General features: G+C 64.1%; 21 protein-coding genes. 6 read left to right on the forward strand and 15 right to left on the reverse strand.

What is annotated here, in order from left to right; genetic code table 11:
• Positions 1–122: 122 nt before the first annotated feature.
• From F6V25_RS14295 to F6V25_RS14310, 4 genes are all read right to left on the reverse strand, one after another.
• Positions 123–1541 (reverse strand): efflux transporter outer membrane subunit, encoded by a 1419-nt coding sequence (locus F6V25_RS14295; protein ID WP_151129285.1) that lies wholly within the window; start codon positions 1539–1541, stop codon positions 123–125.
• Positions 1534–4692: an efflux RND transporter permease subunit gene (locus F6V25_RS14300; protein WP_151129287.1), complete on the reverse strand. Its 3159-nt coding sequence runs from the start codon at positions 4690–4692 to the stop codon at positions 1534–1536. The genes F6V25_RS14295 and F6V25_RS14300 overlap by 8 nt, the downstream gene beginning before the upstream one ends.
• A gap of 110 nt (positions 4693–4802) precedes the next feature.
• Positions 4803–6002, reverse strand: coding sequence for an efflux RND transporter periplasmic adaptor subunit (locus F6V25_RS14305; RefSeq protein WP_151129288.1), 1200 nt, complete (start codon positions 6000–6002; stop codon positions 4803–4805).
• A 235-nt stretch (positions 6003–6237) separates the two neighbouring features.
• On the reverse strand, positions 6238–6861 hold the full coding sequence (locus F6V25_RS14310; RefSeq protein ID WP_151129290.1) for a TetR/AcrR family transcriptional regulator: 624 nt from the start codon (positions 6859–6861) through the stop codon (positions 6238–6240).
• A 214-nt stretch (positions 6862–7075) separates the two neighbouring features.
• On the opposite strand from F6V25_RS14310, the gene F6V25_RS14315 reads away from it, so the two are divergent.
• Positions 7076–7276, forward strand: coding sequence for a cold-shock protein (locus F6V25_RS14315; protein ID WP_151129292.1), 201 nt, complete (start codon positions 7076–7078; stop codon positions 7274–7276).
• 93 nt (positions 7277–7369) lie between these two features.
• Here F6V25_RS14315 and F6V25_RS14320 read toward each other — a convergent pair whose 3' ends face one another.
• Positions 7370–7843, reverse strand: a complete 474-nt coding sequence (locus F6V25_RS14320) for a hypothetical protein (protein WP_151129294.1) — start codon at positions 7841–7843, stop codon at positions 7370–7372.
• A 1-nt stretch (position 7844) separates the two neighbouring features.
• Entirely contained in the window at positions 7845–8561 is a 717-nt protein-coding gene (locus F6V25_RS14325) for a PilZ domain-containing protein (protein ID WP_191966204.1), read from the reverse strand.
• Positions 8562–8960: 399 nt separating this feature from the next.
• Here F6V25_RS14325 and F6V25_RS14330 point away from each other — a divergent pair, with 399 nt between their 5' ends.
• From F6V25_RS14330 to F6V25_RS14340, 3 genes are all read left to right on the forward strand, one after another.
• The gene (locus F6V25_RS14330; RefSeq protein WP_191966205.1) at positions 8961–9914 is read left to right on the forward strand and encodes an ABC transporter substrate-binding protein; all 954 of its coding nucleotides are present in this window, start codon (positions 8961–8963) and stop codon (positions 9912–9914) included.
• Position 9915: 1 nt separating this feature from the next.
• Positions 9916–12900, forward strand: coding sequence for a GAF domain-containing protein (locus F6V25_RS14335; RefSeq protein WP_151129300.1), 2985 nt, complete (start codon positions 9916–9918; stop codon positions 12898–12900).
• Between the two features lie 124 nt (positions 12901–13024).
• The gene (locus tag F6V25_RS14340; protein WP_151129302.1) at positions 13025–13249 is read left to right on the forward strand and encodes a hypothetical protein; all 225 of its coding nucleotides are present in this window, start codon (positions 13025–13027) and stop codon (positions 13247–13249) included.
• A 151-nt stretch (positions 13250–13400) separates the two neighbouring features.
• Here the strand turns inward: F6V25_RS14340 and F6V25_RS14345 are convergent, their stop codons facing one another.
• The gene (locus F6V25_RS14345) at positions 13401–14003 is read right to left on the reverse strand and encodes a hypothetical protein (RefSeq protein WP_151129304.1); all 603 of its coding nucleotides are present in this window, start codon (positions 14001–14003) and stop codon (positions 13401–13403) included.
• Between the two features lie 367 nt (positions 14004–14370).
• Here F6V25_RS14345 and F6V25_RS14350 point away from each other — a divergent pair, with 367 nt between their 5' ends.
• Together F6V25_RS14350 and F6V25_RS14355 are read left to right on the forward strand one after the other, a co-directional pair.
• Positions 14371–14700: a winged helix-turn-helix domain-containing protein gene (locus F6V25_RS14350; protein WP_151129306.1), complete on the forward strand. Its 330-nt coding sequence runs from the start codon at positions 14371–14373 to the stop codon at positions 14698–14700.
• Positions 14700–15251, forward strand: a complete 552-nt coding sequence (locus F6V25_RS14355; protein WP_151129307.1) for a hypothetical protein — start codon at positions 14700–14702, stop codon at positions 15249–15251. Before F6V25_RS14350 ends, F6V25_RS14355 begins: the two co-directional genes overlap by 1 nt.
• Before the next feature lie 82 nt (positions 15252–15333).
• Here F6V25_RS14355 and F6V25_RS17060 read toward each other — a convergent pair whose 3' ends face one another.
• The 8 genes from F6V25_RS17060 to F6V25_RS14390 all read right to left on the reverse strand — a co-directional run bounded on the left by F6V25_RS17060 (position 15334) and on the right by F6V25_RS14390 (position 23905).
• Positions 15334–15492, reverse strand: coding sequence for a hypothetical protein (locus F6V25_RS17060; RefSeq protein ID WP_191966206.1), 159 nt, complete (start codon positions 15490–15492; stop codon positions 15334–15336).
• 66 nt (positions 15493–15558) lie between these two features.
• Positions 15559–16185, reverse strand: a complete 627-nt coding sequence (pssA, locus tag F6V25_RS14360; RefSeq protein WP_151129309.1) for a CDP-diacylglycerol--serine O-phosphatidyltransferase — start codon at positions 16183–16185, stop codon at positions 15559–15561.
• 52 nt (positions 16186–16237) lie between these two features.
• On the reverse strand, positions 16238–16750 hold the full coding sequence (locus F6V25_RS14365; protein WP_151129311.1) for a DUF3592 domain-containing protein: 513 nt from the start codon (positions 16748–16750) through the stop codon (positions 16238–16240).
• A gap of 103 nt (positions 16751–16853) precedes the next feature.
• A complete protein-coding gene (locus tag F6V25_RS14370; protein WP_151129313.1) occupies positions 16854–17720 on the reverse strand; it encodes a hypothetical protein in 867 nt (288 codons plus the stop codon).
• A 44-nt stretch (positions 17721–17764) separates the two neighbouring features.
• A complete protein-coding gene (locus F6V25_RS14375; RefSeq protein ID WP_151129314.1) occupies positions 17765–18790 on the reverse strand; it encodes a hypothetical protein in 1026 nt (341 codons plus the stop codon).
• Positions 18783–20060: an MFS transporter gene (locus tag F6V25_RS14380; RefSeq protein WP_246167055.1), complete on the reverse strand. Its 1278-nt coding sequence runs from the start codon at positions 20058–20060 to the stop codon at positions 18783–18785. Before F6V25_RS14380 ends, F6V25_RS14375 begins: the two co-directional genes overlap by 8 nt.
• A gap of 271 nt (positions 20061–20331) precedes the next feature.
• Entirely contained in the window at positions 20332–21192 is an 861-nt protein-coding gene (locus F6V25_RS14385; RefSeq protein ID WP_151129316.1) for a TraB/GumN family protein, read from the reverse strand.
• A gap of 58 nt (positions 21193–21250) precedes the next feature.
• Positions 21251–23905, reverse strand: coding sequence for a hybrid sensor histidine kinase/response regulator (locus F6V25_RS14390; protein ID WP_151129318.1), 2655 nt, complete (start codon positions 23903–23905; stop codon positions 21251–21253).
• Between the last annotated feature and the right edge of the window lie 55 nt (positions 23906–23960).

Raw genomic sequence — 23960 nt, forward strand, 5'->3', positions numbered from 1 at the left:
GGCGCCGACGCCCCAACCGCTGAACACTCCCCGTTACCTCTGACGATCTCCTGCAAAAAAAGCGGTTCATGCCGCTGCACATGAAGCTGTTTCCGGGGATGGTGCTTCCCTGAGCAGCCGGCCTATTCCCGCCACCCGCCCCCGGCGGCGGCGTAGATGTTGACCAAGTCGTTCCTCAGGCCGGCGTCCGAGGCGGCCAGAGCGGCCTCGGAATCGAGCAGGTTGCGCACGGCCACCAGCACGTCCAACAGGCCGGTGTAGCCGTTGATGTACTGCTGCATGGCCAGGTCGGCTGCGCGGCGGTTCTGCCCCACCCCGGTGGTGAGCGCTGCGTTGCGCGCGGTCTCGTGCAGATAGCCGGACAGGGCGTTTTCCATGTTCTCCAGCGCCTCCAGCACGGTCTGCTGATACCCCAGGAACGCCTGTTTCTGTTGCGCGTCCGCCGCGTCGATCTGCGCCTCGATCCGGCCGAAATTGAGGAGCGGCTGCACGAGATTAACGCCGATACCCCAGGGGGTAGCCCCGAAGGGGGTCGCGGTCTGGACGCCGAACAGGGCGGTCAGGGAAATGTTGGGGAACAACTCCGCCCGGGCGGCGGATTTGGCCGAGATGGCGGCGGCAAAGCGGCGCTCGGCGGCCCGGATGTCGGGCCGCGCCGCCAGGACCTTGGCCGGGGCCGCGAGCAGGATCCGGTGGTCCAGGGGTTTCAGCTCGCGGGCGGTGGCGAGCAGGGTGTCCTTCGTCCCCGGCGGAGAGCCCATCAGCACGTTCAGGCGGTTCATGGCGGCGTCGTAGGCGGTCTCCAGGGAGGGGATGAGCGCCTCGGTGGCCGAGACCTGCGCCGCGGCGCGCTGCACGTCGAAGTCGCTGGCCATGGCCCCCTGCAGTTGCGCCTTCACCAGTTCCAGGGTCTTCTGCTGGGTCTTGAGGTTCCGCCGGGTCAACTGGAGCTGGCGCTCATAGTTGCGCAGGTCGAAGTAATTGCGGGCCACCTCGGCCAGAAGGCCGACCCGGACCGCCTGGCTGCCCGCCTCGCTGGACTCCAGGAGGGCCGACGCCTCGGCCGTCCGGGCCCGGTTGCGGCCGAACAGGTCGATCTCCCACGAGGCCTCCACATCGGCCCCGGCGATCCAGACGGTCTGATTGTTGGTGGCAAACCCCTGATTGCCGCGCTGGGCGGCGGCGACGCCGTTCACCTGGGGAAAGAGCCGCGACCGGGCGGCGCTCCGTCCGGCCCGCGCCTCTTCCACCCGGGCCCGGGCGATCTGGAGGGTCTTGTTGTTGGCCAGGGCCTCGGCCACCAGGGCGTCCAGGGTCGGGTCGCCGAAGCGGGTCCACCAGGCGTGGTCCACTTCGGCTTCCGGGGTGACGATCAGGGGGGCGTTCGGGTCCGCCGTCCCGGCCTTCCCGGTGAGGCGGTTCCAGAACGAGGGGGCGGCGATCCCGGAGGATTGGGGCCCCAGGGGGCCGCTGCACGCCGCCAGCAGCAGGACGGCCAGCAGGGCCGTCAGTAGTATGGCAGTTGGTTTGAGCTTAGACATGGTGGTGTACCTCTTCCGTTTTCGTGATGCGTTTTTCCAGGGCGCGCATCAGCACATAGAAGACCGGCGTCAGGAACAGGCCGAAGAAGGTGACCCCCAGCATGCCGGAGAAGACGGCGATCCCCATGGCGTGGCGCATCTCCGCGCCCGCCCCGGACGAGAACACCAGGGGCACCACGCCCATGATGAAGGCGAAGGAGGTCATGAGGATCGGCCGCAGCCTGAGGCGCGCGGCCTCGATGGCGGCGGCAACGGTGGTCCGCCCCTGGATCTCCAGTTCGCGGGCGTATTCCACGATCAGGATGGCGTTCTTGCACGCCAGGCCGATGAGGACGAACAGGCCGATCTGGGTGAACAGGTTGTTGTCGCCGTGGGTGAGCCAGACCCCGGTGATGGCCGACAGCAGGCACATGGGCACGATGAGGATGATGGCCATGGGGAGGAACAGGCTCTCATACTGGGCCGACAGGACCAGGAAGACCAGCAGCACGCAGAGCGGGAACACCAACAGGGCCGTGTTGCCCGAGAGGATCTGCTGGTAGGTCAGCTCGGTCCACTCGAAGCCCATCCCCTTGGGCAGGGTGGCACCCAGGACCCGGGTGATGGCCGCCTGGGCCTGGCCGGTGGAGTAGCCGGGGGCCGGGGCGCCGTTCAGGTCGGCGGAGCGGAAGGCGTTGTAGCGCATGGCGCTGTCCGGCCCGGTGGTTTCGGACACCTGGACGATGGAGCCGAGCGGCACCATGCGCCCCTCGAAGTTCTTGGCCTGGAGTTTCAGGATATCGCTCGGCTTGGAGCGGAACTGCTTGTCGGCCTGGGCGATGACCTGGTAGGTGCGGCCGAATTTATTGAAGTCGTTGACGTAGAGCGACCCCAGGTAGATCTGCATGGCGTCGAACACGTCCTGCACATCCACCCCCAGTTGGGCGGCCTTGGTGCGGTCCAGGTCGGCGTAGAGCTGGGGCGCGCTGATCTTGTAGCTGGTGAAGACCCGCGCCAGTTCCGGCGACTTGGCCGCCTGGGCCTGCACCGCCTTCATGGTCCGGTCCAGCGCCTCGTACCCCTGGTCGGTGCGGTCCTCCACCTGGAGCTTGAAGCCGCCGATGGTGCCGAGCCCCTGCACCGGCGGCGGCGGGAAGATGGCGATGAAGGCCCCGTTCACCCCGTTGAACTTCTGTTGCAGCTTCTCGGAGATGGCGAAACCGGACAGATCCTTGGATTTGCGCTCCTCGAACGGCTTGAGCGAGACAAAGATGATGCCCGCCGTGGGGCTGTTGATGAAGCCGTTGATGGAGAGGCCGGGGAAGGCTATGGCGCTCTCCACCCCCGGTTCCTTCAGGGCGATGTCGGACATGGCCCGGATGACCCCCTCCGTGCGGTCCAGGGTGGAGCCGTCCGGGAGCTGGGCGAAGCTCACCAGGTACTGTTTGTCCTGGGTCGGCACGAAGCCGGGGGGCACGTGCCGGAAGCCTGCGTAGGTGGCCCCCAGGAGGAGCGCGTACACCAGCAGCGCGGCGGATTTGCGCCCCAGGATGCCGGTCACGCCGGTGCTGTACCCGTGGGAGCTGGCGCGGAAGAACCGGTTGAAGCCCCGGAACACCGGGCCGAAGAGTTTGTCCATCCACCGGGTCAGCCGGTCCTTGGGCGCGTCGTGGGCCTTGAGCAGGATGGCGGCGAGGGCAGGCGACAGGGTCAGGGAGTTGAAGGCCGAGATCACGGTGGAAAAGGCGATGGTCAGGGCGAACTGCCGGTAGAACTGGCCGGTCAGGCCGCTGATGAAGGCGATGGGCACGAACACGGCGCACAGCACCAGGGCGATGGCGATGATCGGCCGGGTGACCTCGCCCATGGCCTTGATGGTCGCCTCCCGGGGGGCCAGGCCGTTCTCGATGCTGCGCTCCACGTTCTCCACCACCACGATGGCGTCGTCCACCACGATGCCGATGGCCAGGACCAGGCCGAACAGGGAGAGGGCGTTGATGGAAAAGCCGAAGATGTGCATGACCCCGAAGGTGCCGATGATGGAGACCGGCACGGCCAAGAGCGGGATGATGGAGGCCCGCCAGGTCTGGAGGAAGAGGATCACCACCAGGACCACCAGGGCCACCGCCTCCAGAAGGGTGTGCACGACCGCCTCGATGGAGCCGCGCACGAAGATGGTCGGGTCGTAGACGATGCTGTAATCAAGCCCGGCCGGGAAGTTCTTCTTCAACTGGGCCATGGTGCTGCGCACCTGGTCGGAGATGGCGATGGCGTTGGAGCCGGGGGTCTGGAAGATGGGGATGGCCACGGCCGGCTTGTTGTTCAAGAGGGAGCGGAGTCCGTATTCCGCCGCGTCCACCTCGATGCGCGCCACGTCCCTCAGCCGCGTGACCACGCCGTTGTCGCGCTTGATGATGATCTCGCCGAACTGGTCCGGGTCGGTCAGCCGCCCCTGGGCGTTGACCGGCAGTTGCAGCTCGACCCCCTCCTTGTAGGGTGGGCCGCCGATGACCCCGGCCGCCACCTGCACGTTCTGGCGGCGCACGGCGGCAACCACCTCGGCGGCGGTCATGGCGTGCTCGGCCACCTTCTGCGGGTCAAGCCAGAGGCGCATGGCGTAATCGCCCGAGCCGAAGAGATTCACGCTGCCGATGCCCGGGATCTTGGCCAACTGGTCCTTGACGTTCAACAGGGCGTAGTTGCGCAGGTAGAGCATGTCGTAGCGCTCGTTGGGCGAATTCAGGTGCACCACCATGGTCAGGTCGGGGGAGCTTTTCACCGTGGTCACCCCCAACTGGCGGGTGACCTCAGGCAGGCGCGGCAGGGCCTGGTTGACCCGGTTCTGCACCAGCTGCGTCGCCAGGTCCGGGTCGGTGCCGAGCTTGAAGCTGACCGTGAGGGTCAGGGTGCCGTCGCTGGCGGCCTGGGAGAACATGTAGAGCATGCTCTCCACGCCGTTGATCTGCTCCTCCAGCGGGGTGGCGACGGTTTCGGCGATCACCTTGGGGTTGGCCCCGGGAAACTGGGCCTTGACGATGACCGAGGGGGGCACGACCTCGGGGTATTCCGAGATCGGCAACAGGAACATGGAGATCAGGCCGGCCAACAGGATGGCGACCGAGATCACGCCGGCGAAGATCGGCCGGTCTATGAAGAATTTGGATAGGTTCATGGCACACTCTTTCCGGATTCAATCCTGTAGTTACGGGCTCGTGCCTTGTAACATCACTTATTCGTAAGGTCCCCCTCCTTGATAAGGAGGGGAGGAAAAAGAGAGAGATATTACTTTGCCGCCAGCCGGTCCGGCTCCTGATGTTGGGCGACCTCCTGGACGCGCACCGTGCTGTCCGGCCGCACGTGCTGCACCCCGTCAACGATCACCCGGTCCCCCGGCCGCACCCCGGCGAGCACGATCCGCTCGCCCCTGGCCTGCTGGCCGAGCCTGACCTCCCGGTAGGCGACCTTGTCGTTGTCGCCCACCACGTAGACGAACCGCTTGCTCTGGTCGGTGCCGATGGCCCGTTCCGGCACCAGCAGCGCGGCGTTCTCGCTGCTGCTGGCCAGGCGGACCGCCACGAACATGCCGGGCACCAGGGCGCCGTTTTTGTTGTCGAAGCGGGCCCGCGCCCGGATAGTGCCCGAGGCGGGGTCGATGCGGTTGTCGAAGCTCTGGATCGTGCCCTGATAGGGATGGGCCTCGTCCCCCTGCACCGTCACCTCGACGCGCACCTGGCGCTCCTTGGCCGGGGTGTCGGCATGGGCCCGGATGCTGCTCATGTAGGTCTGCTCATCCACCTCGAAATCGGCGTAGATCCCGTCGTTGGACACGATGGAGGTCAACAGCGGCGCGCCCGCCCCCGCCTGCACCCGGTTGCCCAGGGTGATCTCGGCGCGGCTGACCCGCCCCCCGATGGGGGCCTTGACGTAGGCGTGGTCCAGGTCGATGCGGGCCTGTTTCAACTCCGCCTCGGCCACCTGGATGGCGGCCCGGGCGACCCGGTCGGCATTGGCCCGTTCGTCGTAGAGGCGCTGGGCGATGGCCTGGGTCTGCACCATGTTGGCGGCCCGCTCCCGCTCGGTCCTGGCGAACCCGGCGTTGGTCCGGGCCGTGACCAGATTGGCCTCTGCCTTGGCCACGGCCGCCTCATAGGGGCGCGGGTCGATGACGAACAGCACCTCTCCCGCCTTCACGATCTGCCCCTCCTTGAAGCGGACCCCGGTGATGCGCCCGCTCACCTCGGGGCGCAGTTCGGCGAAATCCACGGCCCGCATCCGCCCGGAAAATTCGGACCAGATGCGCACGTTCTGCGGCTTGACCGTCACCACGCCCACCTGGGGGGGCGGCGGGGCCGCGGCGGTCGGCTGGGCGTTCACGTTCGCGGCCATGTGGTAGGCGGCCACTCCGGCCCCGCCGAGGGCGATTATCGCGCCGATCCCCACGAGGACGGCGCGTTTCCTGATTATGTTTGTCAGATGTTCCATGGCTTTTCTCCTTGCTGTCCGGGGCGGCCGGTTGCGCCGCCCCGCGAGTGTCTGTCGGTATGATTTTGCTGCCGTTTCGTCTGCTGTCTCTTCCCCGTCCCCCTAACCCATCAAGATCTTTCCCAGTTTACTAGTTGACCGGTCAGTCAATAGCGGCGTCAAAAAATGCCGCTGGGAAGCGGCAGTGGTGCGACGAAACGGCGTATATAGTTGTAAAAGAGCGGACCGGGCCGCCTCAGGCGGCTTTTCCGGTCCTGTTCCCCGCTCCCAGTATCTTCAGCAGCCCCGGTTTCAGATCCCGCTTCAGCAGTTCCAGATCGTTCTCGATGCGGGCGATCACCAGTTGGCCGACGATATAGGCATAAATTTCCTGGGCCTTGACCTGGACATCGGTGGTCTCCGGCAACTGCCCCATCGCCACCAGGTCCCGCAGGGCATTCACGTAATACCGTTCCCTGCGGTGGGCGATATCGGCGAACTTGGCGCGGATACCGGCCTCCTGGCCGGCCATCTCCGAGCCCAGGGACGTGAAGGGACAGCCGCACACCTGATGGTATTTGGCGGCGGTCTGGGCCTGGAATTCGTAGATGGAGTCGGCCAAGCGCTCGAAACGGGCCAGGGGCTCGGTGCCCGGTGAAAAGATGCTGTCCAGCTCCGGCTGCAAGAGCGTATAGGATTCCTCCATGACGGCGATGGCCAGGTCCACCTTGGAGGGGAAGAAGTGGTAGAAGCTCCCCTTCTTCACATCGGCGGCCCGGCAGATGTCGTCAACGCTGACCGAACCGTAGCTCCCTTTCCAGATCAGCTCCATGGCGGCTTCGATCAATTTCGTTTTGGTATCCGTTTGCGTCGTTTTCATTGTATAGCTCCTCATCAAGCTATGGTTTTACCGTAATCCTATTTGACTGACCAGTCAACTTCTTTTTTTTACGGGTAGAGGGCGTCGCGCGGAACGCCGGCAAGGGACGCGCGAGTGGTGCGGGCAAACTTGACATGGAGCGGGTTGCAGCTACACTACATACGTATCCGCAGCCGTCACGGATAAAATCCAAAAATCAGGGGAGCGCAAGCACATGGTAACGGGAACGGTAAAATGGTTTAACGACAGCAAGGGATTCGGTTTTCTCGAACAGGAAAACGGCGAAGACGTTTTTTGCCATTTTTCCGCAATCACCGGCGATGGGTTCAAATCCCTTGCCGAAGGCGATAAGGTAACGTTCGACATCGTCAAGGGCCCGAAAGGGCTGCAAGCCGCCAACGTCAAAAAAGTCTGAGGCTGGCGGCACCCGCACCGGCACCAGGAGGCCCCGGAAAAATCCGGGGCCTTTTTCATGGGGTCCCCCGGAGGCTTGTGCAGTCTCCCCTTTTCATTCTTGCGGGCCTGGCTCGGAAGCCCCTTCCGGGGACGCTGCGGGTCTGGCCGGCGGCGTTGCCGCCCGGACACGGCTCTTGGGGGCGGATTTCATCAACGCCTTGGCCGCACCGGGATAATGACGGCACCACGCCAAAAGCGTCCTGGCGGCGGGACGGTACCGCCCCGCCAGCTGTTCCACGTCCGCCCAGTAGGGGTGGCTTTCCAGAAACAGCTCGATCCCCTTGCCGGGGTGGGCGATGGCCCAGGTGACGATCATCCTGGAACGTTCGTGATTGACGGCATCCCACCGGGAAAAGATACGGGCCGCCGCGGGGTTGTCCCGGGACCACGACCAGAGTTCGAAGGCGGCATCGGGGTAGGTATAGGCCCAATTTTCAACGGCCGCCGGTGCCGGAGCCGCCGGGGCGAACCCGGCGCCCGCCACGAAAAGGGCCATGAGGAGTACGGCGCAGAATCTGAATTTCATGTTATTCCACCGCCACTTCATCCTTGAGTTGCTGGATGATTTCAACCTGGCGCTGGTAGATGAAGCGGCCGATGATCGTGTCGGCCCTGGTGTCGGGCTTTATCTGAAAGACACAGGTAGTGCCGTCGTTCCCGTCAGCCGTGGCCCTGACGAACGTTCCCGGAATCTTCAGAGCGGTCCCGGCGAGTGCGAGATGCAGCACCCCTCCCTGGTCGGTGTCCGTCGCCGGGACCAGATCGGCATGGATCGAGACACCGCTTCCCGAGATATCCACCAGGTTCCCTGCGATCACGACGTCGCCGTAGGTGAATTTCACCGGCAACGGATCGCGGACCCGGACCCGGACCGCCTCCCGCCGTTCCGCCCGGATCTGCGCATAGCTGAATTTGTGCAGGATAACGGTCTTCTTGGCGACGTTGACATAGGAGGCATAGCAATGCACCCCCAGATCGTTGTGAAAGTGGGGGCATTTTATGAGCGCGTTGTTGTCCTGTTTCAGGATCAGCGCCTGGTGCTCATGGACCTTGAGCTCCACGCTGTCGCCTTCCACGCCGACGATGGTCGAGCCATAGCTCACCGGCACCTCGTCGTAATAGTTCAGCAGCGAGAAGTTGCGTTTCAGCCTGTTCGCCGCCATGTCGGAAAAAACCTGCACGATGGCGGCATTGTCCGACGCACCGTCGTTGACGGTCACCAGATGATAGATATCGGCTTTCATAGAGAGTCCCTTGAGAAGATGAGTGCGGGTGCATGCCGGCATTCCGCCCCAGAGGGGAAATGGCCGCGCCCCTTGTCCGGTATCTGGGGCACGGGGCGTGCGGGCATGGTGCGCTATCACTTCTACCCTACGCAAATCCCCATTTCAAGAGCAATGTGAAAAAAAGACAATTAAAAGCGTTGAAAAATAGCGCGTTGCACACCCGGCACCGTCCCGGAACGAGAGGTCCGGGCGGGGCGCCGGGCCGTAAAAGGCATCTGAAAAGACTTCACAATTCCCTGATTTGCTGTATACTTTACGCAATTTTCGGCCTACCTTAAAAATTCTTCACCTCCCTCCCCTCCACGCCCCCCCTGACCACGGTGTATGGCAGGGGCGGAAAATGGTACGAGGCTGCCCATGAGGCACATATCGGTTGTTCGAATCATGGTGTGCGCCTGGCTCTGCCTGCCGTGGTTCTTCGGCATGGCGGGGTGCAGCCGGGAGGCCCCCGCCCCCCTGCAGGTCGCGACCAATGTCTGGCCCGGCTACGAGCCGCTCTACCTGGCCCGTTCCCTGGGCTATTACCCGGACTCCGCGGTGCGGTTCCACGAGATGACCACCTCGGCCGATGTGCTGAAGGCGTTCCGCAACCACGCCGTGGACGTCGCCGCCCTGACCCTGGACGAGGCGCTCCTGCTGGTGCGGGACGGGATCGACGTGCGGATACTGCTGGTCGCGGATATCTCCCACGGCGCCGACGCCATCATGGCCCGTCCCGCCATCAAGACCATCCGCGACCTGAAGGGGAAACGGGTCGGCGTCGAATCCATGGCCCTTGGCGCCTATGTCCTGACCCGGGCCCTCGACCAGGCCGGCCTCTCCCCCCGGGATGTGACCGTTGTGCCGGTTCCGGTACAGGAGCACGAGCACGCCTACCGTGCGGGCGAAATCGATGCGGTGGTCACCTTCGAACCGGCCAGGACGCGGCTTGTGGCCCTGGGGGCGCACAACATCTTCGACAGTCGCCAAATCCCGAACGAGATCATCGATGTGGTCGTGGTGCGCGCCGATATGCTGCAATCGCGGCCCGGCCAGGTAAAGACGCTGGAGGAGGGGTGGTTCAAGGCGCTGGAGTACCTGCGCGCCAACCCCGCCGATGCCGCCCGGCTCATGGGGAAACGCGAAGGCCTGACGGCGGCCCGGTTCAAGGCGACGCTCGACGGGATCGTCATCCCGGACAGGAACGAAAACAAACGGCTCCTGTCCGGCGCCCTGCTGCCGCCGGCCAAGCGGCTCGCCGACGTCATGCTGCGGGGAAAACTGCTGGACCGGCCGGTCGATCCCGCCCGGCTCGTCGTCAGGAGACCCTAGCATGGCCCTTCCCCGCTACCGCCTGCGCCTCCTCGTCCCGGGCATCGTTTTCACCGTGACCCTCCTGCTGATCCTCGTTCTCACCCTCGACCGCATCCGGGAAGGAAAGCAGGCGATCATCGGCTCCCTGACCGAAACGGCCCACACCCAGATGAACCAGCTCCAGGACCTCCTCTCGGACAGCCTCATGCGGGGCGAACAGGGGGAGGCGGCGCAACGGCTCTCCTACGCGGCCCTTTCCCCCCAGGTGGTCGCCCTGGCCCTGGTGGACGCCGACCACCGGGTGCTCATCGCCAGCCGCCAGGAATGGGTGAACGGGGACGCCGCCGCCATCCCCCATTACGACCGAGGGCTGGCCGACAAAGCCATATCGCTCCACCAGGGCACGCTCTACCCGGGGGCCACCGATGGCCTCCACGGCTACTACCCCGTGACCCTCGGCATGCGGGCCGGAGAGATCAGGCCGCAGCACACCGGCATCCTGTTCGTGGGCTATGACTTTTCCGGCCAGCTCGGCGCCCTCAGGCACGAGGCGTTCCGGAGCGCCGCCAAACTGGGCGCGATTCTCTTCCTCTTTGCGCTGGTGCTGTCGTTTCTCCTGCACCTCCTCATCACCAGGCCCATCGACAGGCTCCTGGGGGTGGTGAAGGAGATCGCCGGCGGCAACCTGGGCGCCCGGGCCATGGCCCCGGGGACGGACGAGATCGGCAGTCTGGCCCAGGCATTCGACGAGATGGCGGAAAAACTGGCCCGGAAGCAGGAGCTCCTCCACGACCAGAATGTCCAACTGGAGGAGGAGATCGCCGAACGGCAAACGGCTCAGGAGGCCTTGCAGGAGCAGGCGTTCCAACTGGAAGAGGAAATCTCGGAGCGGCAAGCGGCCCAGGAGGCGTTGCAGGAGCAGGCATACCAGTTGGAGGAGGAGATCGTCGAACGCCGGCAGGCGGAAGACAAGCTGCACATCATTTTCGATGCGGCCCAGGCCGGCATCGTCATGCTCGACGCCAACGGCGTCATCACCTTTGCCAACCAGTGCGCGAGTAAGCTCTACGGCTTCGAGACAGAGGAGATGACGGGCTCCCGGTACGACGACCATGTGCACCCGGACGAGCGCCCGATCTCCGATGAACTGCGCGACAGGCTGGCGCGGGGCGAAATAGACGCCATCACGGAAAAGCGCCACTACTTGAAGAGGGATGGGGGCGACTTCTGGGGGCTTTTGAACGCCAAGCGGCACTTGGGCGACGACGGCAGCCTGCTGGCCATCATCATCGTGATCACCGACATCACGGAGCTTCGCAACGCGCAGTTCCAGATGGGCCTCAATTTCCAGCGTCTGGAGAGCCTGGTGAGGATCCTGCAATACCGCTGCGACTCCGTCCAGGGCTTTCTCGACTATGCCCTGGAGGAGGCTCTGGGGCTCACCGCCAGCAGGTTTGGCTTCATCTTCGTCTATGACGAGGCCCGCCGCGAATTCATCCATACGGCGTGGTCGCGGGACGCGGTGAAGGCGTGCGGCGCCACGGGGCAGCGGATGCCCTCGGCGCTCGAGGAAGCCGGCCTGTGGGGCGAGGCGCTGCGCCAGCGGCAGCCGGTCATCGTGAACAGCTATGAACGCCCCGATCCGTTGAAAAAGGGGTGCCCGGCCGGGCATATCCCCCTGGAGCGGTTCCTGTCGGTCCCGGTCTTCGGCGGGCAGGAGATCGCAGCGGTGGTCGGCGTCGCCAACAAGGCCGGGGATTACGATCAGGCGGACGTGCTTCACCTGCGCGTGCTGCTGGATTCCGCCTGGAAGATCTGCCGGCAGATGAAGGGGGAGCAGGAGCGGGAGGCGCTCCAGAAGAAATTCAACCAGGCCCAGAAGATGGAAGCGGTGGGCAGGCTTGCCGGTGGGGTCGCCCACGACATCAACAACAAGCTCTCCATCATCATGGGCTACGCCGACCTGCTGAAGTTGCAGCCGAATCCCCTGAGCGACAACCAGACCCACTACCTGGAGGAGATGCAGAAGGCGGCCAACCATTCCTGCGAGATCGTCCGCCAGCTCCTCGCCTTCTCCCGCAGCGACGTGATCTCGCCGCGCACGGTCAACATCAACGCCATCATCGCCGATGCCCGCAAGAGCCTGGGGCGGCTCATCGGCGAGGACATCAAGTTCGAATTCAGGCCGGCGGAGGATATCTGGCCGGCCCTGCTCGACCCGACGCAGATCGACCAGATCATCATGAACCTGGCGGTCAATGCCCGGGACGCCATGCCCGACGGCGGCCTGTTCAGCATCGAGACCGGGAACGCGTCCCTGGACGAGGCCGCCTGCCAGGGGATCGCCCAGGCCCGGGCCGGCGATTACGTGCGGCTGTCCGTGGGGGACACCGGCTGCGGCATGGACGGGGAGACCCTGGGGCACATCTTCGAGCCCTTCTTCACCACCAAAGAGGTCGGCAAGGGGACCGGGCTCGGGCTGGCGACCATCTTCGGCATCGTTTCCCGGAACAGGGGCTTCATCACCGTGTACAGCGAGGTCGGCTTCGGCACCACCTTCAACATCTTTTTCCCCCGCATGGCACAGGAAGGGGGCAGTCCCGAGCCCCAGGAGGACGAGCACCGCGTGGTCCCCGGCAGCGGCACCGTCCTGCTGGTGGAGGACGAGGAGGCGCTGTGCGAACTTGCGGCCAGGATGCTGGGCACCCTGGGCTACCGCGCCGTCATAGCCAAATCACCCGGGGAGGCCATCGAGCTGTGCACCGGGGGCCACTTGGGCGACATCGACCTGATCCTGACCGATATCATCATGCCGGGGATGAACGGCAAGGAGATGTGCGACCGGATTCGGGAACTGCGCCCCGGCACCCCGGCGCTCTTCATGTCGGGCTACACCGCCGACGTCATCTCCGCCAAGGGGATACCGGAGGCCTCGCTCCACTACCTGCAGAAACCGTTCGATCTGCTCAAACTCAGCCAGATGATCCGCAAGGCCATGGGATAACGGACGTTTTTGCCATACACCCTGCCCCGCATCTCCCCTTGCAAACGGATCGGCATGTGCTATAGAATAGGTACGGTCACTGGAGTGCCAAGAGCCATGAGAGCAGTGTCATCGAGGTGATGATATGGCCGAATCTCTTGAATCCGATGTCTTCATGCAAACCCACATCATGGTCGACTGCCGGAGGATGGCAGCCCGGATCACCGCGGATGCCTGCGTGAAGTACCAGAAGAACAACGATGCCCTGGCCTGTGTCGGTTGCAGCCGGTGCAACCCCGGCGAACTCGGCAGGGCGGCGGAGTGGCTGCCCTACATCCAGTCGCGGATCGGCTTCCCCAAAGACCTCTGAAACCGCCCCCTCCTCCCAGCCGGACCCGATTCCAGCCCGCCGCGGGGATGCATCCCCTCCCCCGAGCTTGCCCGCGATTGCCCAGACGGACAAAGGGCCAGGCATGTCTGCCTGACCCTTTGCATCCGTAACGGTATAAGGAGGGGTGCGCCTACCGGCCGCCCCGCTCGTCGCGACGTTCGTCTTTCTGATCGCGACGTTCTTCCTTCTGGTCGCGGCGCTCTTCTTTCGCATCCCGACGCTGCTCACGACGCTCTTCCTTCACATCCCGGCGCTGGTCGCGGCGTTCCTCTTTCATCTCCCGGCGCTGCTCGCGTCCCGGCTGCCCCATGTCGCGGCGCCCGTCACGCCCGTCCCGGTCCGGGCGATAGTATCTTCCCCGGTAATGATCCCGGTCCCTCGAATAGACGCGGTATTCCCGGTCACGGTACTCGTGAATCCGGCCCATCTTGTAACGGCGCAGTTCCGGAGGGAGTTCCCGATAGCGCACCCTTACCCAGTCGCCGCCGTAGTACGAGGTGCGGTACCAGCCGCCCCCGCGGTTGATGAAATAGACGCCGGAGAGATAGAACATGTCGTAGGGCACGCCCACAGCCACGCCGAAGCCCAGTTCCGCCGGATAGAGAAAGTCAGGCGGTTGCGCGATGACGACCGGCGGGCCGCCCACGTTGATGTTGAAAGAGATGCCCGCCCAAGCCGCCGGAGCCGCCTGGAGCAGGGCCACTGCCGCTGCTGCCGCTAACAATTTTCTCATAAGGTCTCCTTGTCGCTGATCTGGTCTCCCCCGGAAACTCCGGGCGGGAAACAGGCTGCCCCTTCGTACTTCAAGGCATTGTCTCATCATACCATACCGTTGTGGCAATTTAGAATAACTTAGTGAAAAAAATATGTAAAACCGGTGAGTTGAGAAAGAGGAGGAGGGACCGGACCAGCACAGCATCGCCGTCCACCCTGTCGCATGCCGTGGCGGTGGGGTGAACCTATGGGGGATAAATACGGTCATCAGGAGCGGCAGCACTGTAAGTAATGGCGAAGAGTGAACCGACATTCTCCTTGCCAATCATGTGGTTCATGTTATATGTTATCTAAAAGGTATCATGTAACACCTAAAAGGTATCGAAATGTTAGAAGCACTCATCGGTTCCACAACCAGCGAAAAGGCGCTCATCTATCTCACCGCCCGGTCGGAGGGATATATGCGGGAGATTGCCGACTTCTTCGACATTGCGCCGGCACCCCTGCTCCGTCAACTGGATAAACTCGAAACCGGCGGCATCCTCTACAGCAAATCAGTCGGCCGCACCCGCGTGTTCGGCTTCAACCCACGCTACCCATTTCTGGCTGAACTCCAGGCGCTGCTCGCCAAGGCGCTCTCCTTCTATCCCGATGATGTCCGCCAGCGTCTGGAGGACAATCGCCGTAGGCCGAGGCGGAAAGGGAAACCGTTGTAATGTCCATCCCACTGGGTGACATGAGCCTGGCCGAACTGGCCGCTTACGTATCCGACCACCTGACCGGACAAGGCATCGACGTGGTGTTGAGCGGAGGAGGCTGCGTCTCCGTCTACAGCGACAATCGCTACCGATCCGACGACCTCGACTTCATCGAGCGCTACCGGGAGGATCGCAAGAAACTTGCCGCGGCCCTGGACATGATCGGCTTCAAACCCAAGAGGCGCTACTTCGTCCACCCGGACACCCCATTCTTTCTTGAGTTTCCGACCGGACCGCTCTCCATAGGTTCCGAACCGGTCAGGGAGATCGCCGAGATGGCATTTTCTACCGGCACCCTGCGCATGCTTACCCCGACCGACTGCATCAAGGACCGCCTTGCCCACTACTTCCACTGGGGTGACAAGCAGGGGTTGGAGCAGGCGCTCATGGTCGCCGGGTCATGTCTGATCGACCTGGACGAACTGGCACGCTGGTCGCGTGTGGAAGGAATGTCGGATGAATTCGAGAGTATCAAAGGCAGATTATTGAGCGCCTCTGCTAACAGATAGTAGTGTGGAGTTGGGTGACAACACGTAGGCCCCGTACCGAAACGGGGAATACCAGAGTAGCGACAGCGCAAACAGGGCGCCGTTATTGGATAATTTGCGCACGGGCGGCAAGCGTATCCCTGACGAGTTCGTATTCCGTCGCCAAATCCTCATATGCCTTCTTAAAACCTTCGCGTTTCCCGGCTTTTTCGAGAAACGCCGCATGGTCATGCGTTACCGGTTGATATTTCAAATCAGCCATTTTGAACCTCCTTAAGCAGTTCCTGCCCCGGAGTGGCACCTGGAACAAAGCATCTACGGGAACGAATCAGAGCTTGGGAAACCGGATGCGGCTCACCATTAGCGAGCCGGAGACTGCGAAGATCAGCACCAGCGGGTGCAGCGTGAAACCGGCGAACGCCACCTGCCCGAACCAGAGATACTCGTGCACGGCCCCCTGGGTGGCCGCCAGAAAGAGCACCAGCACCAGCAAGAGCGACGTGGGGATCGGGGTCCCTTCGAAATATTTCACCTTGCCGTCGGCGCCGGACAACTCCCCGGCCGTAACGTTGTAACGCGCCAGGCGGGAGACGCCGCAGGCGACGAAACCGGTGAGGACGATACGGTCGTAGAGCCCCTGCATGCCGCAGCCGTACCCGATCACGGCCGGGGCCACGCCGAAGGAGATCACATCCGCCAGGGAATCCAGCTCGCGCCCCATGCCCGAGCTCTTCTGCCGCCACCGGGCGACCCGCCCGTCCAGGACATCGAAGATCAGCGCGGCGAGCACCATCCCGCAGGCAAAGTACACATGGCTGATCTCGCCCGTTTGCAGGTACGTCAGCATGGAAAACAGCGCCCCGGTGCCGCAGACCGCGTTTGCCAGGGTAAACCAGTCGGCAAGCTGGAACTCCCGGATCATGGAAAAAGGTTTATGTCGTTTCTTCGTCGTCATGGCGCATTACTCCTGTCCTTTTTCCCGTTGGGCACGCACGTTCGGCATCAGATCACCCGCGGCCGCCCCATGTGTGCCGCCTGCGGCTGTTGGTGCGGAGGGCGACGAGCGGCCAGCAGCCGATCAGGATCAGAGCGCCGCTCACCGCATAGGGGACCCCCATCCCGCCCCAGAGCCGTTCCGGCTTGTCGATTTCGGCATCGTGCGGGTTGTCCCGGTCGTAGAGGACCGGCACGGTCTGGCCGATGGAAAACCCGCTGTAATGGGGATGGTACAGGGATTCGAAGGTAACCGTCCTGCCGTCGTGGGTCCCGAACTTGACGACCGGGCGCAACTCCTTGACGTCTTTGCGGTTAAAGATGCTCCACCGCTCCCGGTACTCGATAATCACCCCGCTGGACTTCAATCCGGAGTGCACCAGGCGGTAGTTCCTGATGTTCCGCTGCAGGGTGTCGCCCCCCACCAGGTAGGCGAAAAAGAAAAACGGCGCGGTAAAGAAGAGGGCATACATGATGGTGCGTTTAACGGCACCGGGCAGTTCTGGTCTGATACGTCGCGGATTCACACTCTTCACCAATCTTGCGGTTCTTCATTGTCCTTCGGTTGCAGTTGATTATACCCCCCATAGGGGCAAAGGGAAAGGTCACAGGCGACAGATCTCCATTTCCCTACACCGCCGCCACCCCGAACGCCCCCATCTTCCCGCGGCAATCCCACTGGGGCAGCAGGGGCGCGGGGCCTTGTATCTTCACCAGCGGCGGGGTGTGGGTCGCCAGGCCGTTGATCTTGGCCCACAGGGTGATGTCGCCCCAATACTGGGGCGGCGCGTCGTGGGCGGCCACATGTTTGAAGATCTCTTCCGGGGCCGTGCAACCCGCGTGGAGCGCATCCAGGACCAACTGTTCCAGACGCCCCAGGCCGGTGGCCGGGTCGGGCGACTCCTCCAGCCATCGGGCCACGGCGGCCGGGACCCAGGGCAAGGGGGTGTCCTTGCGCCGGGACAACAGGACGAACGCGGCCTGATCCTGCGTTGCAAAGGCTTGGTCCACCTGGAGGGCACAAGCGAACTGTTCCCCGGTCACCGGGCGACGCTGCTCGTACACCGAGGCGAGCTGTTCCGGGGAGAGCTGTCCCAGGCCGTGGTACGGGACGATGCCGGGGAATGCGGCCACGCAGACAAGCTCCGCGCCCTCGATCCCCCTGAGCGTGAGGCAGGCCAGGATATGGGCGAGCATGGCCTGGTCGAACAGGCAGGCATCGAACCAGAGGCAGAGCCGGTCGTACTCCCCGGCCGTTTCCAACTTGCGGTACTGTGCCCTGACCGTGTCCAGGATCTCCGCCACCCCCATGCCGCCCCCGGTCTCCTTATCCAGGAACCGGGCGCGGGCGGCCAGGGTCGCCTCATCCGGCCACCCCGGAGCCCGTGGGCCGTCGTACAGGATGTCGTGCCACACGAACACCTCGCCGGGGATGCCGCTCTTTTCCAGGCTCGACCCGGCAATGTCGCCGCCGATGATGTGCAGTATCCGCTTCATGGGTTCCCCTTTCTCTGGCCCGGTGGTGTTACACCGCGTACCACTCACCCCCACCCGTCCTTTATTTCCTGCATTTGCTTTTCATAGCATTCGGGGCAGAGCCCGTGGCTGAAACGGGCCTCGGAGTGGCTCGATATGTACTGCTCCAACTGGTGCCAACTTTCCTTGTCGTCCCGGATCTTCTTGCAATGCATGCAGATCGGGATGATGCCCTCAAGCTGCTTCACGTTTGCCAGGGCCTCTTCCAGTTGCAGCACCTTGTCCGCGAGCTCCCGCTGCGTATCCCTGAGCATCCCGACCCCCCTCCTGATCACCAGATAGGAACAGGCAAACACGAACAGCAGGATACCCGCCAGCCAAGCCACGGTCAGCGCAACGATATGGACGATTTCGCGGCTGTAGGGGGTAACGTCCGTGTAGAGCTCGAAGACGCCGATGACATCGTTCCCCGCCCTGATGGGGATGTAGGTTTCCACCACGGCGACGTTGAATTTCGTCTCGTCGCCCAGGTCGAGCATCCGGTCCTTCTTCTCCATGTGGGAATCGATCGCTCCCCGCAAAGCCCTGACCAGACGCCTGTTATCGGGGTCCGTATGACCGATGATCTTCCCGTCGGTGCTGTAGACGATCTCTGTGGCAGGGGTATAGATCTTGACCTTGAGGATGTCGAAATTGCGCAGATAGGTGCGAAAATAGCGGTCGATGGCCGGCAGGTCGGCCTGATTCGGCTGGAGGCGGTACCGGCCGTCGCTCCCCACGGGGGCCAGCCGGTCCCGCTGCTCCTCGAACATGGCCCGGCTGACCCTGTCAGCCCCCGCCATCGCATCATGCGTGACATCACGCACGGTGATCTCGTAGACGGCAGCCGCCGAAAACGCCAGGATGACGACAATGGAGAGGCCGGCGATCCAGACAATAAGATGGAGCAAGGCAGCGGGGTCGTTGCGGGGCCCCGGCCTCAGAAGGCGCCGCCCATAGCGTACGACGGTTTCCCTCATGGTCTGCCGCCGCTTGCTGGTTGCCACGTTGCCCGCTATGCCACGATTTCCCTTCCGCACCGCATCATCCATCCTGACGGCTCCCCTTCACAGCCCCCGCAACGCTCCGTCCCCGCTCGCTGCGGAAGTGGAAAAACGCCAGGGCCAGGGACGCGGCCTGGAGCGCGGCACAGAAGTAGAACGGCGCGCCGATGCGCCAGTCGCCCCGGGGCAGGTGGGACACCATGGCCAGAAGCGGCGCGCCGAACAGGGGCGCGAATACGGACGCGAGGCTGTTCACGGAGTTGACCGCCCCCATGACCTGCCCCTGGTTCCGGGGGCCGGCGGCGCTGGAGATGATGCTCTGGAGCGCCGCCGTAATCGTGAAGCCGAGGATGTTCAGGAAGATCACCGCGTACATCATCCACCCCTGGGTGGCCATGCCCCACAGCAGGAAGGCCACGGACGAGGACAACAGACCGGCCACCGCCAGGCGGCGCGGGCTGAAGCGCTTCAGCAGGCGGCCCAGCAGAAATCCCTGCACGATCAGCGACATGAGGCCGACCGCCGCCAGGGACCAGCCGTTCTCCCGCGGGCCCCAGCCGAACTTGAAGGTGGTGTACAAGACCCACCCGGTGAACATGACGAACTGGGCCAGCCCGCTCAGGGCGACCACGGCCACCAGCCGCCCCACGCCGTTCAGTTGGGTCAGGGTGCGCAGCGAGGTCAGGGGGTTGGCCTGTTTCCAGTGGAACGGGCGGCGGCGCTCCATCGGGAGCGATTCGGGGAGCACGAAGTAGCCGTAGAGCCAGTTGACCATGGCCAGAGCCCCGGCCACGAAAAACGGCAGTTGCAGGCTGATCGCCCCCAACAGCCCCCCCATGACCGGGCCGATGATGAAGCCGGCGCCGAACATGGCGCCCAGCAGGCCGAAGCGCCGGGCGCGCTCCTCCGGGGGGGTGATGTCGGCCACATAGGCGTTGCACACGGCCGCATTGGCCTGCATGGCGCCCCCCACCAGCCGCACCGCGATGAGCATCCACAGGGCCGTGGAGAGCCCGGTGGCGAAAAAGGTGAGCCCCAACCCGCAGAAACCGAGCAGCAGCACCGGGCGGCGGCCATAGGCGTCGGACAGCGCCCCCAGGGCCGGCGAGCCGAAGAAGTTGGCGAACCCGAAGGCGAACACCACCACCCCGAACCAGAAGGCCTGATCCGCCTGGGAGCCGGTAAAACTTCCGACCAGGGGGGGCAGCACCGGGATGATCAAGCCGATGGACGCCACGTCGATCAACACGGTCAGCATGATGAACGGCATGGCGGCAGTACGGTCGCGGCGTGGTGAAAACAGTTTAAAGTCCTTCATACGAAACGACGTGTCCCTTTCGTGATGCTTCCAGAGGCGCGGCAGGAGGAGGGTAGTGCTCCGGCGGTCAAATATATGAACTCCGGCTGTAGGGGCGTAGTGCCTACGCCCCGGATGGGGAAAGCCCATGGGGGGTCTCACCCATTGGGCGCCTGTCCCGTTATTGGCTCTCAATGGATACGATAGTAGTTTTTAACGCCTGAATGGATATTATAGTAGCCAATTAAATAAAACCTGGCAACGTCTTCCACGCAGTTCACATGCCGCCGCTCTACAACTTCTCCACCCTATACCCCTTCTGCCGCAGGGCCTCGATGATCCCGTCCGGCCCCACCAGATGCGCCACCCCCACCAGGACGAACCGGGTCTGGCGCAGCTTTTGATACCCCTCGATCACCGGCAGCCAGTTTTTGTTGCGCTCCACGATCAGCCGCTGGTAGAGCTGGGGCTGGCGGGCCTTGAATTCCCCCGACATCAACTCGTCCAGCTTCCCAGCATCCCCCGTGCGCCAGGCTCCCACGAGGAGCCCGAACTGCTCCCGCATGTTCTTCATATCCTCGATGGAGTAGGCCACAAAGGCATCCTCGTTGCCGTCCGCCATGGAGACCACGTAGTCGATCTGCTGGTCGGCCGTCTCCAGTCCATCCACGGCCTTCTTGTCCGCGATGGCCCGTGCGTAGTAGACGTTGTCCACCCCCTGCTGGGTTACCCCCATTTTCATTAATTCCATGAGCGTCAGGGTCGTCACGATCATGGACGGCTTGAATTGGCCGAAGGTCGAAAGCGGGATGCCGTTGGCCTCGGAAAAGGCGCGGAGCGCGGCGTAGGCCTTGGGCGACAGATGCTTGTCCACGGTGCTGCCGTCGCTGTACAGGGCCCTGGCCAGAAACCGCTGCTGGGTCGCCGGGGCCTGGAGCGTGCCCAAATCGGTCTCGAAGACCACGACCTGGGACGCCCGGTACGCCCGGTCGAACTCGACCGGCAGGGGAAAATCCTTCTCCCGCAGCACATGGCAGGTGCCCCCCAGGTAGAGGACGCTCCCCCCCTTTTGCGCCTTCCACACCGACGATTCGGCCCCTGCCCCGCTGCAGGCGAACAGGACCAGCATGATACCCGCTATGGCTCTCTTCATCCCTTGTTGCTCCTTCTCTGCATATGTGGTGGTTTGGGAGAACCGCCCCACCCTGACGTCACCTGTGCCCGAGCGGCACACCATCCCCCGGATTGGCCAGCCCCAGGCGGGATATGGCCTCCCAGAGGGCAACCATGGTGTAGGGCTTCTGGATGAACCCGTCCAGTCCCTTGCCGGCGAACCGGGGGGCGACCTCCTGTTTGTTGTAGCCGCTGGACATGATGACCCTGATCCCGGGGTCAAGCCGCCTGAGTTCCCGGAAGCACTGTTCCCCGTCCATGTTCGGCATGGTCAGGTCCAGGATGACGAAGGCGATGCCGGGGGTGTTCCGGCACAACTCCACCGCCTCCCGGCCGTCCACGGCGGTGATGGGAGCGTACCCCAGCGCCTTCAGCATCTCCGTGCCGATGCCCCGCACGCTCTCCTCGTCGTCCGCCAGAAGGACCGTGCCGCTCCCGTGCCACTCGCAGACAGGGGGCTCCGGGGCGGGCAGTTCCGCAGGCAGGGTAGCGGCGGGTAGCAGCACCTTGAAGGTCGTGCCGCGCCCCGGCTCGCTGTAGACCTTGATGGTCCCGTGGTGGCCGCGGATGATGCCGAGCACCGCGGCCATGCCCAGACCCCGCCCGGTGAACTTGGTGGTGAAGAAGGGGTCGAAGATCTTCGCCATGGTCTCCCGGTCCATGCCGCAGCCGGTATCGGCGATTTCAAGCCAGGCGTAAAACCCCGGGCCTATGCTCTCGTTCAGCCAGGCGTCCTTCAGGTACGCCGCGTCGCACTCCATGCAGCCGGTGGTGATGGCGATCACGCCGTCCCGGTCGCCGATGGCCTCCGAGGCGTTGATCACCAGATTCATGACGACCTGGCGCAGTTGGGTGGCGTCGGCCTCCACCGCCGCGAGTTTCGGGCAGAGGTTGAGCCGCAGCGATACCTTCTTGGAGATGGAGACCTCCAGCATCTGGACCATTTCTTCCAGGATGCGGTTCAGGTCGATGCTCTCGACAAGGAATTTTCCCTTGCCCGAGTAGGCCAGCATCTGCTTGGCCAGATCCGCGGCCCGGGCGGCGGCCTCCTCGATCTTGTGCAGGTTCTCCACGCAGGGGGATTCCCTGTTGATGCGCATCAGCGCCAGGTCCGCATTGCCGATGATGACCATGAGGATGTTGTTGAAGTCGTGGGCGATGCCCCCGGCCAGGACCCCCAGACCTTCCAGCTTCTGGGCGTGCAGCATCTGCTGTTCGATCTTGCGGCGTTCCTCCTCGGCATGCTTGATCTCGCTGATATCGCTGATGTGCCCCACGATGCCGATGAGCCCGCCGTGATCGTCCTCGTAACGGCGGCCGGTGAAATACCCCCAGAAGACGCTGCCGTCCTTCCGCAGGTAGGGCCGTTCGGTGCTTATGGTATCGATTTCCCGGCCGACGATCCTGCGCAGGTTTTCGCTGCAGGGGGAACGCTGGTCCGGCGGGACGTGGTCGGTATAATGGGAGCCGGTCAGCTCCTCCGGGGTGCGGCCGAGCATCTCGGCCAGGCGCCCGTTGGCCACCATGATCGTGCAGGCCGCGTCCAGCAGCACGATGCCGGCCTGGGACGACTCGAAGAGCACCCGCATCTGCCCCTCGCTGTCCCGCAGGGCGCTCTCCCGCCGTTCAAGCTGCTCGGCCATGTGGTCGAAGGTCTGCCCCAGGGCTCCCAGTTCGCCCCCCCGCACCAGTTCCGCCACCCGGATCTTCCGTTCCCCCTCGGCCAGGCGCCGGGAGGCGTCCGTCAACACCGAGATCCGCCGGATGATGAGACGGGTGCCCACCAGGTAGGCTGCCCCGGCCGCCAGGAGCAGAAAGGCCGACAGCAGGGACACGTTCATGAGGAACTGGGTGTCCGCCGAAGCCAGGGCCGCGTTATAGGGGATGGTCATCCGGGCGTACAGGTAGGGCTCCGCCTCGCCCTCGAGGCGCATCTTGCGGTAGCTGGCGATGCGCCGGTCCCCCGCCATGCTGTCGATGCTGCCGGTCGCCTCCTCCGGCCCCGCGACCATCTGCCGGAACAGGTCGGCCCGCAGCGGGGTGCCGATCCTCGGGTTCGCCTCCCTGCTGGCGTAGATGATGATGCCCCGATGATCCACGAGCAGGAGCCCGGTTTTGGGAGGGAGCTTGAACTGCTCCACGATATTCTGGTAGAAATCCAGATTGAGGGTGGCGACGATGACCCCGGCGATGGCGCCGTCCCGGCCCCGGTAGGGATAGGCGTAGCTGATGGCGGGCCTGTTGGTGGTGCGGCCGATAAGGTATTCGCTGGAGGAGAGGCGGCCGCTGGCCAGGGCGTTTCTGAAATGGCGGCGGTCGGCGATGGAGAGGGGGAGGATGGCCGGTATGCCCGAGCACCAGACGTTGCCCAGGGGATCGGCGATCAGGAGGTTGGCGTACTGGGGGTTGAGCAGGACCAGGCTCTTCAGGATCGCCCCGGTCCGGGCCGCATCCTCGCCCGTGACCTCGGGGAGCCGGCCAAGGGTGGCCAGCAACTGTTCGGTCGCCGCCGTGAGGTTCTGCTGCTCCGAGACGATGCGCCCCACCACCCTCCGGGTCTCCGCTCCGGCGCTCGCGACGACCTCGTCCCGGTGATGCAGCCCGGTATGGATGATAATGCCGACACAGGGGAGCGCAACGATCCCTATGATGAAGAAGAGTACGGTTTTGACGGACAGCGGCGCATGGGACATCGGGGGAATCCCTTCGGTCGGTTAGGGTTGCCGGTACCAGGTGACATCTATTTCT

The organism is Oryzomonas japonica (assembly GCF_008802365.1).
GTDB classification, from domain to species: domain Bacteria; phylum Desulfobacterota; class Desulfuromonadia; order Geobacterales; family Pseudopelobacteraceae; genus Oryzomonas; species Oryzomonas japonica.